This window comes from Parapedobacter luteus, from assembly GCF_900168055.1.
GTDB classification, from domain to species: Bacteria; Bacteroidota; Bacteroidia; order Sphingobacteriales; family Sphingobacteriaceae; genus Parapedobacter; species Parapedobacter luteus.
Genome location: NZ_FUYS01000001.1, coordinates 412096 through 429172 on the forward strand (window position 1 = coordinate 412096; position 17077 = coordinate 429172).

Consider the following 17077-nt stretch of genomic DNA (forward strand, 5'->3'; position numbering starts at 1 on the left):
GCGCCGCATAGCGGTTCCCCCCTCCTTATTTATTTGCAATTAATTGATGATTTCTTAATACGGCGAACATCCCCTTTGGGCGGTCCGCCGTGTATTTATTGGTGTATATGGACAGTATTCGCAAAGCTATCGCAGCCTTTTGGAATGGAACGGCTACAAAAAACGAACAACAGCAGCTGTTGTCGGATTTGATAACCCGCCACAAGGAATGGCGATCAGCATTAGCTGAGGAGTTTGACGATACTGCAAATCACGCGGATGCTCCATTAGGCGAACAGAAATCTGCGGAATTGCTGCAACATATCCATACCCGGCTTGACGTGCGCCGGGAACCTGTACACATCCAATGGTGGAAAACCAAGTGGGCAGTGGCAGCGACGGCTATCTTGTCGTGTGCCGTCTCTTGGTACTTGTTGAATGTCACCGGGCAGGTGAAGGAAAGTACGCCTGGCTATGCCGAAGCCGTTATGCGCCAAGTATCAAATCCGGGATCGGACACCTTGCATTTTAAGATGCCGGATGGTTCCAGTATCTCCCTGTCACCAAGCAGCACCGTATCGTATACTGATGACTACGGCCTGACGGCGCGTGCGTTGACATTGGAAGGTGAGGCCAAATTTACGGTCGTGCGCGATACGGCACTGCCCTTTGTCGTATCAGCAAACGGCTACACTACAACAGCGCTGGGCACCGCATTTGTCATCGATACTCGGCAGACGGGTAAGACGCTGGTGCGGCTTCTTACCGGCAAAGTGGTGGTGCGTTCCACCAAGGCAAGCTTAGTTGCGATGGAAGATACATTTCTCTTGCCGGGGGATGAAGTCCAAATTAATGGTATCGAAGGCGCAGTAGCGGTAAAACGTAAACCCAAAGCAGCGCAAGCGCCGAAGAGCCCCATCAAAGCGCTGCGGCCCGCAGTCCCTTTGGATACCACCGGAGCGCTGCAATTTGAGCAGACGCCGCTGGCCGCGGTATTTGATCACGTGGCGGCCCGAATGAAAACCACCATTGTCGTGACGAAAACCGACCTGAAGGGGCTCTCCTTTACCGGTAGTTTTGAACTTACCGACTCGTTGGAGGTGATGTTGTCTGTTATCTGCCAAATGAACGATTTGGTTCACGAATATCAGGATGGTCAGGTTATTATTCGAAAAAAGCAGACCGGAACCCAATAAAAACTTGTATGACATGCATTTTTAATAAATAGAATATGAAACAAAACAGACTAATTTTAAACGTTCGGTGGTGGGTGACGATATTGGCGCTATTCGCCACCATATCGGCCAGCGCCCAAAACGGAGGACAGGTTCGAGGAACAGTTATGGACAATAGCGGTATGCCGCTAAGTGGGGTCACCGTCGCAGCGCTCGGTGCTGACGGTACACAGGCTGCTACCACAGCCACGAACACTGATGGCATGTTTGTGTTGCAGGGGCTGCAGACTGGCGCCAACTACACCATCCGCTTCAGCTTGATTGGTTATGAAGTGCATGAGATGGCTGATTTTACAGTGCGGCCGGGCGACAACAACTCTATCCTGGTGCGGATGGCCGAACAGACATCGGCGTTGGATGAAGTCGTGGTGATCGGCTATGGCGAACGGCAACGGGAAGACTTGACCACCGCTATTGCGTCGTTGCCCAATGTGGCGACCAACGTAGCACGGCCATTGACCAACGTCTCTGATATCCTGCAAGGAAACATTGCCGGTGTAACCGTGGTATCCGGGGGAGGCGATCCGTCATCTTCACCGCGGGTGCTGATACGGGGCATGGGTACGTTAGGGAGCGAACAGCCGCTGTACGTCGTTGATGGAGTGCCTTATTATGGCGGCCCCATCAATCCCAATGATATTGAGCGCGTAGACGTCATGAAAGACGCAGCCTCTGCGGCTATCTATGGTGCGCAAGCGGCGTCCGGCGTCATCGTAATCACCACCAAGAGCGGCAAAATTGGTAAGCCTCGGTTTGCGGTAGATCTTTACCAGGGTTGGCATCAGGCCAGTAACCTGCCTTCCGCCCTCAATGCGGCGCAATATGCGCAGGCTTATATCGATGCTTCTGCCCATGCGGGCGTTGTTCCGGCAGACGGTCACAACGCCGAACTGAACCCATGGGGGCAGGTAACCCGCACCAACTGGATGGATGAGATCTTTCAGACCGGGTCAATCACCAACCTGAATTTACAGGTTTCCGGAGGCACCGAGCATGCTCGGTATTCATCGTCGTTTGGCTACCATGACAAGGACGGTTTGCTGATCAATACGAACTACAAGCGCTTTGCCTACCGATTGAAGTCCGAATTTGATCTATCCGACCGCATCACGGTAGGCCAGAACTTCTATGTCAATCAGATGCAATCGCGGGGTATCAATACCTCCAGCAGCTATAGCGGAGCTATTATCAATGCCATCTACATGAACCCTGCGGCTCCTATATATGACGAAAATGGGCGGTTCCACGGTACCGTTCCCTTTGATTTAGCGCAATTTTCGGCGGCATATGGCGATACGTACAATCCAGTGGCATTGCTAAAAAGGCCCAACATCTCCAATCCGGCGTTGAATTTAAATGGAAACGTGTTTGGAAAACTTGAGATTATCGATGGATTGACCTTCAAATCCAATTTTGCCATTGATTTGAATCGTTATTCGTATAAACGGTTTGACCCCATCGCTCCCGAAATCGGAAGACCGAGTTCGGAGAATTACTTGAATCAAACCGAATCCCGGACCAACCGGTGGATATGGGATCAACAGTTAAGTTATAACAAGCGGTTTGGCCGCCATGGTCTGGATGTGCTTGCTGTCTATTCGGCGCAGAAAACCGCCTACGAATCCTTTAGCGTAGAAGCCCGGGGTTTTGAACGTGAGGACGACTGGTACCAGTATATTGGTAATGCGGGCTCAACGCCAAACTTACCAACAAGTGGTGTATACGAAGATGCCCTGACGTCCGCGATTGGGCGGGTCAGTTATGATTTTGATGACCGCTATTTTGTCAGCGCCAGCATCAGGCAAGACCGTACATCAAGACTGGCAAAGGAAAACCAATCCGATGTCTTCCCAGCGGTATCTGGCGCGTGGAAAATATCCTCGGAACCCTTTTTTAACCTTCCAGCAGTGGATCTGCTGAAAGTGCGTGCGTCTTGGGGGCAAATCGGCAATATTCAGTCGGTTGGTTACTACGCTTATAACATACCGCTGTCTACGGGTACCGTCACGCCTATCGGAAGTTCAGGACAATTGGTGCGGCATTTTGCATTGACGCAACAGTCAAACCCTAATTTAATGTGGGAAACATCAGAAACATTTGACATCGGCTTGGATATCACCTTATTCAACCGGTTAAATATCACCGCAGATTATTATACTAAGAAGACCTTAGGACTGATTCAGACTAACGATGCTGATCCGCACGTCGGTGTCAATCAGGGTCCCACGATGAATGTTGGCGATGTGTCGAATCGCGGATTTGAATTTACCGCTGGTTACGAAGGCCAATTCGGCCATTGGAAGTTGGCGGCTACGGGTAATGTGCAGGTCAATCGCAATGAGCTCCTGAACCTTAACAGTTATTCCAATGACTTTATCCAGCATGGTGATAATGTGCGTAGCGTATTGCTTCCCTATCGTTCCGAGCCGGGTCAGCCGTTATACTCTTATTACCTGATTCAATCGGCAGGTATTTTTAATTCTGAAGAAGAGATACAGAATCACCGGCAAGGCGATAGGCTGATACAACCCAACGCCCGCCCAGGCGATCTGAAATTTGTGGATCAAAATGGTGATGGACAAATCAATGATGAGGATCGCGTGTTTATGGGTAGCGCCATTCCAGACTTCACCTACGGCTTTTCGTTGCAGCTCGAATATAAAAATTTCGATCTCAGTATGTTGACCTACGGCGTTGCAGGGGTTAAGCTGTTCAACGGCTACAAATACACCGCATACAATGCGGGGCTGCAAGGGTATAACCTGGATAGCCGTGTGTTGAATGCCTGGCGCCCGGACAATACGGGTTCAACCATTCCGGTGCTTTCCCGTCAAGATCCGAATGCCAACTTCGGCACGGCCTCAGACTGGTATCTGGAAAGCGGTGATTACTTCCGGATAAAAAATATCGCATTGGGCTATACCTTGCCCGGCCGGCTCTTGTCAAGAATTGGTTCCCAGCTAAGGTCTCGGATCTATGTTTCTGCCGAAAATCCATGGACCATCACTTCCTATTCCGGAATTGACCCTGAAGTGGGTTCAGTGGGTTTGGATGTGGGTAATTACCCCTTGCCAAAAACGTATACGATAGGTTTAAGTGTAAATTTCTAAAAGTGTAAATGAAGATCATGAAAAAGATAATCATCAATAAGGTAATAGGTGCCGCGCTTATCGTACTTGCCGCACAGGCTTGCTCTGAAAGCTTCACGGACTTGACACCTAAGGGGAGCGTGACATCCGGCAACTATTGGAGTACGGAGTCCGATGCGGTTTCTGCAGCCAACGGTTTGTACGAGCATTGGGGCGACGATAACATGTTCGGCCGGGGGCTATTTTGGTTCGTCAATGCGTCCGACGATATGGTCACAGGGCGTACGGATGCTGGTTCGGCTGCCGCGCGTGACTTTGTCGCGACAGGCAATGAAAGCCGCATTAACAGCATGTACAAGAAATTTTACCAGATTATCCAGCGTGCCAATAGCATTTTGGTGAATGTGCCGGATATGACGATCAACGAAGAGGTGAAGCGCCGGGTGTTAGGTGAAGCCTATTTCATGCGGGCCTACGCTTATTTTTACCTGACCCAATATTACGGTGATCACCGCGCGGGCTTGCCCATTGTCACCGAGGCGAATATGAATGAAGCACGGTTTACCCGGCCAGCCCATGTCAGCGAAAATTACCAGCAGATGGAGCAGGATCTGCTTACAGCAGCCGAATTGCTTCCCTTGGTCACCGCTTATGGTGCGAATGATCTTGGGCGTGCACATCGGGATGCAGCCTATGCTTATTTGGCCAAGATGTACCTGCACTGGGCACGCTATGATGCCGGCAAGTGGGCTGAAGTGGTACGGTATTGCGATATGGTGACCAGTTCGGGCTCGGGGCGCGCCCTCATCAACACCGGCAATCCACAGGAAGATTTCGCCAGCGTATTTTACGTGGAAAATAATTTCTCTCCTGAGTATATTTTCTCCGTCGTATCCAACAATGTACGTGGATGCATCCTGCCTGCTGTGTTGTTTGAAAACACCGGCTATGGCCTGTATAACGGCTGGGGGTATTTCCACCCTACGCTCGAGTTGTACAACCACTTTGAGGAAGGCGATTACCGCAAGAAGGCGACCATCTTGGAGTTTGGCGATACCTTTACCCTATTCGGGGAAGAGCGGCAATACTATTCGTCCAATTCGTGGACGGGATTCCAGTTCAACAAATACATGCAGCCTTTCCGGTTCCCGCAGGAGGTCCACCTCAATCCGAATGGGGATTACCCCACGTCTAACCTGAACGTGCCCTTGGTGCGGTATGCCGATATCCTGCTGATGAAGGCGGAGGCGTTGATTATGCAGAACCAGAATGCCGATGCGCCGATTAACCAAATCCGGAACCGCGCCGGACTCCCATCGATTACCGGAGCTACCTTGGCCGACCTGAAGCGCGAACGGCGCTCGGAGTTCGCCGCAGAATACACCGACCGTCATGTCGATTTGGTGCGTTGGGGTGATGCACAGGAGGCGTATAGCAAGCCAGCCACCGGCAGGCAACATGCGAATAGGGACAACCCCAATTCGCCATACACCGTCACGGAAGTGTGGCCGGCCCGCAATTTCAATCCGGCTATCCATCATGTGTGGCCGATCCCGCCGGCAGATATCACCAACTCCGGAATTAGCCAGAACGAAGGGTGGTAAAATTGTTCAGAGCCATGTTCCCGATTAAGGAGCATGGCTTTTTCATTTCGGTTTGTACGTTTTATCTATTGTCCACTAATTTATATCGCTATGAAACGTTTTTCAAATCTTGTTGTCTGTTACCTCGTTCTTTTGGTCGCATCATCCTGCCAAAAGGGGGGCACCCCAGCTGAACAACTTGCTGCCGAATCGTTGGCAGCCGGCCTAAGTGACGCGTTGCTACTGTCCTACAGCTCGTCCAATTGGATGGGTGCATTGCCTGATCAATCGATGCTCCATCACCTCAGTATTCCCGGAACACACGATAGTGGAGCACGGCATGAGCCGTTTCCGGGCACGGCCAAAACGCAGAACCTGAGCATCGGCGATCAGCTTAATGCCGGTGTCCGTTTCCTGGATATTCGATGCCGTCATTTTAATGATGCCTTTACTATCCACCATGGAGCCGTCTACCAGCACCTTAATTTTGACGATGTGATCAACGCTTGTAAGTCTTTTCTGGCGGCCCATCCGTCTGAAACGATTGTCATGAGTGTCAAGCCTGAGCATACTGCTGAAAATAATACGACCACATTTGAGGAACGGTTTCTTGCCTATGTAGCTCAAGACCCGGCGTTGTGGTACTTGGAAGATGAGATTCCATCGTTGGGCGACAGCCGTGGAAAGATTGTACTGTTCCGTCGATTCGGATATAGCGGAGCACTTGGAATAGCAGCTACCCCAGGCTGGGCAGACAACGCCACGTTTACCATCAATCGGCCAGGTTACCAGTTGGAAATACAGGATGAGTATCAAACAACCCCTCAAAACAAATGGTCGCGGGTCTCTCAATTTCTTGAGATCACAAAGTCGACCGGTTATCCGGCGAATAAAGTGCTTTATGTCAACTTCAGTAGCGGCTATCGCAGTATTTTAGGAATTCCCAACATTACTTCGGTGTCCGACTACGTCAACCCAAGGTTAAACGATTACTTAAACGCACAATCAACTGCTAAGTTCGGAATTATCGTGGCGGATTTCATCAATGAAGATCTTTCCAAGGCGATATATGAAACCAATTTTTAACCAATAAAGCCGCATGGCTTATCGGCATCAGGGGGATACAACCAGTGCTCTCCCTGGTGCCGATTAAATAAGCAATCACTTTATCGTTCACCGTTGTTCCCCTCACGGTATCAAGATTTTCAAAGGTAATATTGAGGTAACATCACGGCCTTATTTTTGCACGGGATGAAACAGGTTTATTCCATGCATAAGGCGACACCGGGCATACCACCTGATGCTTATCTGCTTGCTGAGCTCGCAAGGGACAATCCTGTAGCCTTGGAATCGTTGATGGTGCGGTACGAAGCGCGCATCTACCAGTTTGTGCTGAAGTTGCTCAAATCAGCTGAATTGGCCGAAGAGATTACCCAAGATGTCTTTATCAAGCTTTGGGAGTCCAGGGCGATGCTTGGAGAAATCGATTCGATAGCGGCGTGGATGTACACCATCGGTCGTAACAGGGCATTGAATAGCCTCAAGGAAATTGCGGCAAGGCATCTTCGGGAAGAACAATTTGCGGCATTGGCTACACTGGAAGCCGACGGTGAACACGATATTTTGTGGAAAGACTACCAAGGGCTACTCGCTTCCTTCATTGAACAGTTGCCTCCCAGGCGGCGGGAAATCCTGAAGTTGAAAATAGAGCAGGGACTTACTACCGAAGAAATAAGCAAAAGCCTCAATATCTCCCCACATACCGTAAAGCATCAGCTCGGCAAGTCATACCTCACCCTACGCCGGTGGGTGGATGAATTTGTCTTCTTCCTGTTGCTTGGCGTATTGCTGCATCCTGTTTCGTAACGATTACTTCATATAAACTTAATGTAATCCGATAGCCCGTCCCGGGGTTTGGCGTTGTCATCAACATACATGAATAAGCAGCAGTTCGATGAACTCTTCCGGCGGTATATCGCCGAGGAATTATCAGACGAGGAACGCAAGGCCTTTTTTGCGCTTTTGGGTGACGCAGCGAAGCAAGATGAAATCCATGGTGCCATGCAAAGGTGGTGGGATGATACCGAGCGTTTCCAGGATATGCCGGTAGACGCCGATGGACGCCGCCGTATTCGCCAAGTGATGGAGCGTATTTCGCCTTCTCCGCCACGGAGGCTCATCAGGCCGTGGTGGCAGTGGGTAGCAGCGGCATGCTTGGTCTTGGTTAGTTTCTTCCTGTTTAGGAACAACTCCCCATCCGATCACGAAACTGCATTGCAAACGCTGGCTGTACAAGAAATCACGGCATTACATGGCCAAAAGAAGCAGGTGCGCATGCCGGATGGTTCAGTCATCCACCTCAATGGAGGTAGTACCCTGCAGTATGACGATGGCTTCAATAAGTCTGTGCGCATGGTAAAACTGGTTGGTGAAGCATTTTTTGAAGTGACCCCGAATCCAGACAAACCATTTATCGTCAGCACAGCTCCACTGTACACCACTGTGGTGGGTACTTCATTCAATGTCCGCGCCCGGGAAGGCGACAGCGCCATCCACGTCGTGGTGACCGAGGGTTCCGTTCGGGTTGGTCAGCGCCCGGATTCGTTGGCCGATGAAAGGTCCCAAGTAATACTCTCCCCAAGTGAGCGATTTACGTACAAGAAAAAAAGCGGAGACGCAGCCATCGATCGGGTCAATGCATTGGCTGAATGGACAGCCTGGAAAGACGGCGTGTTGGTCTTCCAAAACCAGTCGTTTGAAGAGGTTGCCCAACTATTGGAAAGGTGGTACGGCGTCCAGGTTCGGTTCCGAAACGAACGGTTGAAGCGTTACCGGTTTACCGGTGAGTTTGTTAATCTGCCTATCAATAAGGTGTTAGACCTATTGCAAAGTAGCTCCGGGTTTACCTACACCTTGGAAGGCAAGCAAGTGTATTTGCAATGAGTAAGGTATCAGTCAATGTTTAAGTTAACCAAAATAGAAAGACATGTACGGATGACAGGTTTAGCATAAGCAAAAAAGCCTCCGGCAAAGTGCCGGAAGGCCATGTGGTGAGGTGATGCCTGCGGTCTGGACAACGGTAGGGCACCACCCAACGATAAACGAGTTGAACAATAACCCATTAATCATTTGTCAAAAGTAATGAAAAGGAATGCATATATCCTTACAAAATATACGTTAATCATCATGAGATACAGTTCGCTGTTTGTCTTAGCCATCACATTGGGCAGTACGATGATACAGGCGCATCCGGTAGAGGCGCAAGGGCTTCATACGACTTTGATAACATTGCAGGTAAGAAACAAAACGCTGCAGCAGGTCTTCAAGGAGATCGAACGGCAAAGCGATTATCGTTTTGTGTATAATAACGGGGCAATTCCCGAAAACCAAAAAGTAACCATCCAACAGGAGGCTACCATTGACGAGGTGTTGCAGGATCTAGCCCAACGCACACATACCCGATACAAGCAGGTTGGCAAGAACATTGTCGTAACCTACCAGCCGCCGCAGCAGCCGGGGCGCATATCGGGTAACGTGTCCGATGCAGAAGGCCAGCCATTGGGCGGAGCTAACATCAATATTGTAGGGCATGATCGGAGTTATCAAACCGATGGCGATGGTCATTATACCTTTAACATCGCTCCTGGCACGTACACGTTAGCTATTAGCTATATTTCCTATTTGACCAAGCACGAGCAAATCGAGGTTCAGGAAGGCCAATCCGTGCAACTCAATGTTGCGTTGCAACCCTCGCTCGACAACCTGGATGAAGTCATAGTCGTCGGATATGGAACACAACGCAAAGAAAGTTTAACAGGAGCAGTATCACAGCTGTCGTCCGCAGACTTGGAAGGCCGCGTGACGCCCAATGTGGTACGGTCAATACAGGGAATGATTCCTGGAGTAAATGTCTCCTTTGCGGACGGCAAACCCTCAAGGGGAGCGGTTCCCGTCATTCGGGGGGTGACTAACAGTATTGGTGCAGGAGGCAGTGCATTGGTGTTAATAGATGGTGCGGAAGGCAATATGACTGACGTTAATCCAGCCGATATCGAAACGATATCGGTATTGAAAGATGCTTCTTCTGCTTCGGTATATGGCGCCCGTGGAGCTTTTGGAGTCATTTTGATTACCACCAAGAAGGCCGATCAAGGAAGCACAAAAATCACTTATGATGGCAATTATTCGGTTAACTCCCGGACCGTGGTGCCGGAATTGGTCACTGACGGCTACCTTTGGACCACCAAGTTTTTGGAGGCTTATATCGGGAGCCGCGGTGTAGACCCCAATGCGATAAACAACGTGTTCCGGTTTGACCGAGCTTGGTATGAAGAGTTGGGCAGACGTTCACAAGACCCTAATGCCGAAACGGTGGGCATCGGTACCGACGGTTTGTACGATTATTACGGTAGTACCGACTGGCATTCGATAATATTCAAGGATAGTCATACTTCGCAGCAGCATAATCTGAGTGTATACGGAGGTAATGACCGGGCGAATTTTTACGTTTCGGGTAGGTTCTATGACCAGGACGGCATATACAATGCCGGTAATGAAAATTTTAAGCAATACAACATCCGAGCGAAGGGCGAAATCAAAGTAAAACCATGGCTGACAATCGGAAATAATCTAGACGTTACAAAGATCAAATACCACCAGCCCATGGTCATGTATGACCGGCAACTTATTCAGCGACAGATGGAGCACCAGGCGTATCCCGTGACCGTAGAAAAGAACCCGGACGGGACGTGGACAGAAACCGCGGTCTACATCGGCTGGGCCGGATTTGTGGAAGGTACATCGTACCAGTATAATGATCGGCTCAACCTGCGGAATCGGACTAATTTCGAGTTGCGAGCTATCCCAGACGTGTTTACCATACGTGGCGACTTGACCTACGCCGCCGGAGCGTCTTTTAGGGACCGCTTGGAAAATCAGTATAATTTTTTTACGGGACCTCAAGCCATGGGTACCAGAAATACATTCAGCTCATTGGAAAACTGGCGATATGATGAAAACTATGTCGCAGGTAACCTGACGTTGGACTATACCCCGAACTTGGGAAGTGCCCATGACCTGAAATTGATGCTGGGCAGTAATATCGAAGAGCGATTGTACAAAACCCAGCAAACGTATAGAAGGGGATTGCTATATCCCGATTTGCCCAGCTTCTCGATGATGGATGGCACTTTTTACACAACAGCAAGCGGCGGCAATGAATGGGGGTTCTTGGGCGCTTTCTTCCGGGCGAATTATGGTTACCAGAATAAATACCTGCTGGAGTTGAGCGGCCGCTACGACGGGACATCCAAGTTTCCAAAAGATCAGCAATGGGGGTTCTTCCCTTCCGCATCGGCTGGATGGGTGCTTTCCAATGAGGAATTTCTGGCAAACGCTTCCTGGTTGACCAACCTGAAAGTCAGGGCATCGCTTGGCACGTTGGGCAATGGTCTTGTGGCACCGTATTCTTACTTGTCTACGATGGGCATTTCCCGGTCTTCAGTGCTCATCGGTGGAACACAGCAAAGCTACACGTCAGCGCCTAACCTTGTCCCCACAGGTTTGACCTGGGAAAAAGTAACCACCTATGACGTGGGACTTGACTTTTCGGCATTGAACAACCGATTGGATCTGGTCGTTGACTATTACGAAAAATACACCACCGATATGTATACGGTAGGGCCGACACTTCCCGCAGTGCTGGGCGTTACCGCGCCGAGAGGAAACAATGCAGATATGAAGACACGAGGATGGGAAGTGTCTATAGGTTGGCGGGACTCGTTCGGCCTCGCCGGAAAGCCATTCAACTGGAGTGTTAGGGGGATGCTCTGGGACAACCGCTCCTGGATTACCAAGTTTTACAACGCTACAGGACTCATTACTACGTACTACGAAGGGATGGAGTTGGGCGATATCTGGGGATTCAGGGTGGAAGGCTTGTTTTTTAATCAGCAAGAAATTGACAATCACGCCGACCAATCGTTTTTCTACAATACGGATAGCCGCATCACTGCACCAGGTGATTTAAAGTTTGCTGACCTAAACAATGATGGAGTCATTAATAGGGGTAACCAAACCCTTGACAACCATGGTGACATGGAGGTGATCGGAAACACAACTCCACGTTATCAGTTTGGCCTCAACCTTGATGCCAACTGGAATAACATCGGTTTCAGTATATTCTTGCAGGGAGTAGGCAAACGCGATTGGTACCCCGCAAGGGAATCGGCTTATTTCTGGGGACAGTACAATAGGCCTTACAGTTATCTGTTACAGGCCCACATGGGCAATAATGTGTGGTCGGAAGAAAACCCCAATCCCAACGCTTATTGGCCACGGTATCGGGCTTACATCGCGCAAAACAGTGTGGGTACGATGGCCTTGCCTAATGACCGGTATCTGCAAGACGTTTCTTATCTCCGGATCAAAAACATCACCCTCAGCTACACCTTGCCCAATCGAATTGCAGGGAAGTTAGGCCTCGCGGGGCTAAAGTTATATGCTACTGGGGAAAACCTATTCACATTTTCAAATTTGTTTAATGTGACGAAAAATTTCGATCCGGAAGTTATCGAGCCTGGAGATGCGGATTTCAGGAGTACAGCGGGCGCTGACGGCGATGGGTATAGCTACCCCATGCTGAAGACCGTGACCGTTGGTTTGAACATTACACTATAAATCAGGAAGACGTATTATCATGAGACATCTAATAACTATGCTTGCCGTTTGTGTTGCGACAAGTTCCTGTACCTCGGTATTGGAGAAAGACCCCTTTGATTCGATCAATTCGGATAACTTTTTCAAAACAGAAGCAGACCTCGAACTGTATGCCAATGGTTTCATCCAGCGGATGATTCCGGCCTGGGATGCCATCGTTTTTGGCGATAATTTTTCGGATATCGCTGCCACGAATGCATCCACGGTATACCTTACCGGCGCATGGACTGCGGACGACCAAGGGGGGTGGGGTGTTGGCAATTGGCAGGACCTGCGAAACATCAATTATTTTCTTGATCATATTGACAGGGCTGAAGTAAGCGATGAAATCAGGCAGCACTACGAAGGTGTGGGGCGATTTTGGAGGGCGTGGTTTTATTATGATAAAGTTCGCACATTCGGTGATGTGCCATGGTATGAGCATGCATTAGATCCAGCCGACGAAACATTGTATAAGGGAAGGGACGCGCGCGAATTTGTCATGGCGAAAGTCCTGGAGGACCTTAGGTATGCCGCTACCCATTGCGTGGCTACAAAGGACGCCAGTGCGTCCAACATCACGAGGTGGGTAGCCTTGGCGTTCAAAAGCAGGGTAGCGCTTTTTGAAGGTACCTACCGCAAATACCATACTGAACTCGGCTTAACGGCCACTGCCGATGGTTTACTGCAGGAAGCTGCCGTAGCTGCCAGGACGCTGATGGATGCAGGCGTATATACCTTAGTCAACTCATCCGCTAATTTGGAATCACAATATCGTAGCTTATTCACCAGTGAAACCATCAACAGTATGGAAGTGCTGTTGGCAAATAATTTTAATGATGCGTTGTCCCGTTGGCATAGTGCCACGTGGCATTACAACTCCGGTTCGGCTGCTGCGAGGACATCCTTGACTAAGCAATTCATCAATACTTACCTATACTTGGATGGATCACGTTTCACGGACCAACCCGATTATGATCGTATGGTGTTTGATGACGAGGTACACAACAGGGATTATCGGCTGAAGCAAACCATCAGGACGGCGGGCTATACCCGGACGGTCGGTGGCGTAGCCGGCACGCCTGTGGCACCCAACTTCGCTGTTACACTGACGGGCTATCACCCCATAAAGTGGAGCTTGGATCACGATCGCCATGATGGGAGTGCGAATAGCTATAATTCGCTGCCCATATTGCGATACGCCGAAGTATTGCTTAACTATGCCGAAGCGATGGCCGAGCTTGGCCAAATGGATGAAAGTGTCTGGAATACCACAATAAGGCCGTTGCGCGAACGAGCTGGTGTCGATGGAAGTGCCCCGGAGACCTATGACCCATACCTGCAAGCCTATTACTTAAATCAGACCAACGATAAATGGATATTGGAAGTGAGAAGGGAGCGAGGGATAGAGTTGGTGCTCGAAAGCTTGCGTTATGACGATATCATGCGGTGGAAGCTGGGTGAGTTGCTAACCAGACCGTGGCATGGATTATATGTTCCGGCGCTGGGTCAACCCCTTGATTTGAATGCAGACGGTACGTATGATGTGGTCGTTTCCGCGGCTCCCTTGGCAGGAATCAACTACTATAATGTTGTCTTGTCCGATAGGTTTACGTTGACAGACGGAACACACGGTAACCTCATATATCATGTGGTGCGAAACTGGGAGGATAAGAAATACCTTCGTCCTATCCCTACATCAGCCATTACCGATAATTCCAATTTGTCGCAAAACCCGGACTGGTAGGGCTTTGCTAGCGAAACTGCTTCGCAGTTTCATGCCAAAGCAGTTTCGCGATTTTTGTTTTAAATTTACAACGATGCATCTATTAAATAAAATCTACTTGCTGCCAGGGCTACACATGCTCCTGACGGGCTTGGGTATGATCACCGGCTGTGCCTGCGGCCAGAAAAGCGATGATGAACGGCTACGGCCACATTATCTCGAATTTTCTACCTCAGCGGAGTTGCATGCCTTTTTTGCTTATCGCCAAGACGCTGCACCGATTATCTCCGGTCACCGCGGCACCATTGAAGGGGGGATGCCCGAAAACTCCATCGCGGGCATGGAATATGTGTTAGCGCATACGCCAGCTATATTCGAGATTGATCCCCGGCTCACCAAGGATAGTATGATAGTGGTACTGCATGATGCAACGCTCGATCGGACAACCAACGGCACCGGTAACGTAGCAGACTACACCTGGCAAGAGCTGAAAAAATTGCGTCTGAAAGACCGAGAGGGGCGTATTACGCCTTATCGCATTTCAACCTTGGCTGAAATGATTCAGTGGGCAAGGGGAAAAACGGTACTCAACCTCGACAAAAAGGACGTTCCTTTGGCCATGACAGCCGATATCATTCGCCGATACCATGCCGATGCATTTGTGATGGTCACCGTGCATAACGCTGAAGATGCCAAGTTTTTCTATGATGACAACCCACAGCGTATGTTTTCTGCGTTTGTAACGACGCCAGCTGCTTTATTGGCTTACGAACGTGTGGGGATACCCACTTCCCAAATGATCGCATATATCGGCCCTGAAATCAAAGCATCCAACCAAGCGCTTTATCGCGTGCTCCACAGCAAGGGTATCCGTTGTATGATATCGGCTGCACCGAAGTACGACAAAATGGAGACTGTCGAGGAGCGCGCCAAAGCCTATCGGCAGATTAGGGAAGATGGCGCTACCGTGCTGGAATCCGATCTACCCACTGAAGTGGCGGAAGCTTTGCAAAATTAACCGCCACTTAACATTCGCATCGTAGCTTTGCTTCCGAAGCGATGGAAGCAATAGACGCCATATTACTTAGCCGCTTAGGCCAGGGAGATGCACATGCCTACACGGTATTGTTTGAGCGTTATTGGAAATTCCTCTATGCGGTAGCCTACCGTCGCCTGCAAGACGAGGAGCTCGCGCAGGACATTGTGCAGGAAGTGTTCATGCAAGTATGGGATAAGCGGGATAAACTTACGCTGACGCCGGAATATATTGAATACTACCTGCTTAAGGCCGTCAAAAACAGGGTTATCAATCACTATACCTCCCAGCGGGCAAAAGCTGAAGCCTTGCAACGCGTCATGCACCGCATGGAGGCGGTCGTTGAAGAGTCGGCCTACCAGCCGAGCCGTTACCTCGAACTGGAACGCTTTCTTGACGAACAGGTGGAACAGTTACCGGACACCATGCGGGCTGTTTTTTTGATGCGGAGCGATAATCGTTCTATCCAAGAAATAGCCCAAAAACTACACATCGCTGAGCAGACTGTAAAGAATCATCTCACAGAAGCCTCCCATAGGCTGCGTAGATCACTGCTTAAAAAGTTTTCGGACGAAGAGCTTGCAGGATTGATCATAGCTGTCGCGGTCTTAACAAACAATTAACCTATTCTTCTTGCAAAATTAAGGTACTTAGGGCTGGTCGACTTGTATTCCCTATAAACACGCGAAAAGTAACGTCTGTGGACAAGAAACAATTTAAGCGACTGTTGCGGGATTACCTCCACGACAAGTTGGATAAGGATCAGCGGAAGCAAGTAGATGAATGGTTTGATTCATTCGGGTACGGGCAGGATATCGAACCGCTTCGTGATGAAGAAAAGGTAGACCGTATACACCAGGCGCTTGCAAATCGCCTCCAAACGCACATAAAACCGCCACGACGGACAACCCGGCTTTATGGTTGGTTTCCCAAAGTAGCCGCAGCTGTACTGCTGATGCTCATGGCTGCTTGGTGGATATGGCGCCCGCACGAGCGACTTGAAAACCTTCAGGAGTTAAGCGCTGACCTGCCGCCATCATTTGACACCATACGCACTGATGCTGGCAGAATGAAGCGTGTGGTCTTGCCCGATCAGTCAGTGATATGGCTGAATGCCAGTACTCAAATCCATTACTCCAGCCGACACTTCGAGCAACACCGGGAATTAGTCATCGACCATGGCGAAGCCTTTTTCGAGGTGACGAAAAATCCGGATAATCCTTTCATCGTACATTCGGGCGCTGTAAGTACCGAGGTATTAGGTACGTCGTTCAACGTAAAGAGTTACCCGGAGCTGGACTACGTCAGTGTACACGTTAAGACCGGACAAGTATCGGTTTCTGCACAAAACGGTATCCAGCTCGATACGGTTGCCGCCGGCCATGGTCTGAAATACCATAAAGAAGGGAAAGCCTTCCAGGCAGACGATCGCTTTGCAGCCGATGCGGGAAGCTGGATGGAAGGGCGTACATTGCTGGATAATGCAACGTTTGCCGAGTTGGCCTTAGTCATGCAACACCGTTTCGGTGTGACGTTGCAGACCCGATTGCCCGAGGCTTCGCACTTTCGTTATACCATGACTATTCTGCAACAAACTCCGCTTGATGAAACCATGCGGCTCATCTGTGATATTCACCAAACTAATTATAGGAGGCAAGGAAATGAAATAACGATATACTAACTATCCACTAATTAAAAAGGGGGCAATGCCCCCCAAAAGTTTGCTGCCAGTC

11 protein-coding genes are annotated in these 17077 nt (G+C 49.7%); all 11 read left to right on the plus strand.

Translation table 11 applies throughout. From position 1 onward, the window contains the following. Positions 1-107 precede the first annotated feature (107 nt). The 11 genes from B5X72_RS01695 to B5X72_RS01745 all read left to right on the plus strand — a co-directional run bounded on the left by B5X72_RS01695 (position 108) and on the right by B5X72_RS01745 (position 17025). The gene (locus B5X72_RS01695) at positions 108-1175 is read left to right on the plus strand and encodes a FecR family protein (protein ID WP_079715066.1); all 1068 of its coding nucleotides are present in this window, start codon (positions 108-110) and stop codon (positions 1173-1175) included. Positions 1176-1210: 35 nt separating this feature from the next. Next, positions 1211-4324: a SusC/RagA family TonB-linked outer membrane protein gene (locus B5X72_RS01700; protein WP_079715067.1), complete on the plus strand. Its 3114-nt coding sequence runs from the start codon at positions 1211-1213 to the stop codon at positions 4322-4324. A gap of 17 nt (positions 4325-4341) precedes the next feature. Beyond that, positions 4342-5907: a RagB/SusD family nutrient uptake outer membrane protein gene (locus tag B5X72_RS01705; protein ID WP_079715384.1), complete on the plus strand. Its 1566-nt coding sequence runs from the start codon at positions 4342-4344 to the stop codon at positions 5905-5907. Between the two features lie 90 nt (positions 5908-5997). Beyond that, on the plus strand, positions 5998-6972 hold the full coding sequence (locus B5X72_RS01710; protein WP_245826773.1) for a phosphatidylinositol-specific phospholipase C: 975 nt from the start codon (positions 5998-6000) through the stop codon (positions 6970-6972). A 165-nt stretch (positions 6973-7137) separates the two neighbouring features. Beyond that, complete coding sequence (locus B5X72_RS01715; RefSeq protein WP_079715068.1) at positions 7138-7752, plus strand: sigma-70 family RNA polymerase sigma factor; 615 nt, start codon at positions 7138-7140, stop codon at positions 7750-7752. Positions 7753-7821: 69 nt separating this feature from the next. Further along, a complete protein-coding gene (locus tag B5X72_RS01720; RefSeq protein ID WP_079715069.1) occupies positions 7822-8829 on the plus strand; it encodes a FecR family protein in 1008 nt (335 codons plus the stop codon). A 243-nt stretch (positions 8830-9072) separates the two neighbouring features. Beyond that, complete coding sequence (locus B5X72_RS01725) at positions 9073-12564, plus strand: SusC/RagA family TonB-linked outer membrane protein (RefSeq protein ID WP_176146056.1); 3492 nt, start codon at positions 9073-9075, stop codon at positions 12562-12564. 19 nt (positions 12565-12583) lie between these two features. Next, on the plus strand, positions 12584-14329 hold the full coding sequence (locus B5X72_RS01730; RefSeq protein WP_079715071.1) for a RagB/SusD family nutrient uptake outer membrane protein: 1746 nt from the start codon (positions 12584-12586) through the stop codon (positions 14327-14329). Positions 14330-14402: 73 nt separating this feature from the next. Beyond that, on the plus strand, positions 14403-15326 hold the full coding sequence (locus B5X72_RS01735; RefSeq protein ID WP_245826774.1) for a glycerophosphodiester phosphodiesterase family protein: 924 nt from the start codon (positions 14403-14405) through the stop codon (positions 15324-15326). A gap of 41 nt (positions 15327-15367) precedes the next feature. After that, positions 15368-15967 carry an RNA polymerase sigma factor gene (locus tag B5X72_RS01740; RefSeq protein WP_079715072.1) on the plus strand — a complete coding sequence of 200 codons (600 nt, stop codon included), beginning with the start codon at positions 15368-15370 and terminating at the stop codon, positions 15965-15967. Positions 15968-16044: 77 nt separating this feature from the next. After that, a complete protein-coding gene (locus B5X72_RS01745; RefSeq protein WP_079715073.1) occupies positions 16045-17025 on the plus strand; it encodes a FecR family protein in 981 nt (326 codons plus the stop codon). Positions 17026-17077 lie beyond the last annotated feature (52 nt).

What these genes read in the sequence shown, in the direction of transcription:
- B5X72_RS01695 (WP_079715066.1), top strand. Translation starts at nt 108, where the DNA reads ATGGACAGTATTCGCAAAGCTATCGCAGCCTTTTGGAATGGAACGGCT.
- B5X72_RS01700 (WP_079715067.1), top strand. Translation starts at nt 1,211, where the DNA reads ATGAAACAAAACAGACTAATTTTAAACGTTCGGTGGTGGGTGACGATA.
- B5X72_RS01705 (WP_079715384.1), top strand. Translation starts at nt 4,342, where the DNA reads ATGAAAAAGATAATCATCAATAAGGTAATAGGTGCCGCGCTTATCGTA.
- B5X72_RS01710 (WP_245826773.1), top strand. Translation starts at nt 5,998, where the DNA reads ATGAAACGTTTTTCAAATCTTGTTGTCTGTTACCTCGTTCTTTTGGTC.
- B5X72_RS01715 (WP_079715068.1), top strand. Translation starts at nt 7,138, where the DNA reads ATGAAACAGGTTTATTCCATGCATAAGGCGACACCGGGCATACCACCT.
- B5X72_RS01720 (WP_079715069.1), top strand. Translation starts at nt 7,822, where the DNA reads ATGAATAAGCAGCAGTTCGATGAACTCTTCCGGCGGTATATCGCCGAG.
- B5X72_RS01725 (WP_176146056.1), top strand. Translation starts at nt 9,073, where the DNA reads ATGAGATACAGTTCGCTGTTTGTCTTAGCCATCACATTGGGCAGTACG.
- B5X72_RS01730 (WP_079715071.1), top strand. Translation starts at nt 12,584, where the DNA reads ATGAGACATCTAATAACTATGCTTGCCGTTTGTGTTGCGACAAGTTCC.
- B5X72_RS01735 (WP_245826774.1), top strand. Translation starts at nt 14,403, where the DNA reads ATGCATCTATTAAATAAAATCTACTTGCTGCCAGGGCTACACATGCTC.
- B5X72_RS01740 (WP_079715072.1), top strand. Translation starts at nt 15,368, where the DNA reads ATGGAAGCAATAGACGCCATATTACTTAGCCGCTTAGGCCAGGGAGAT.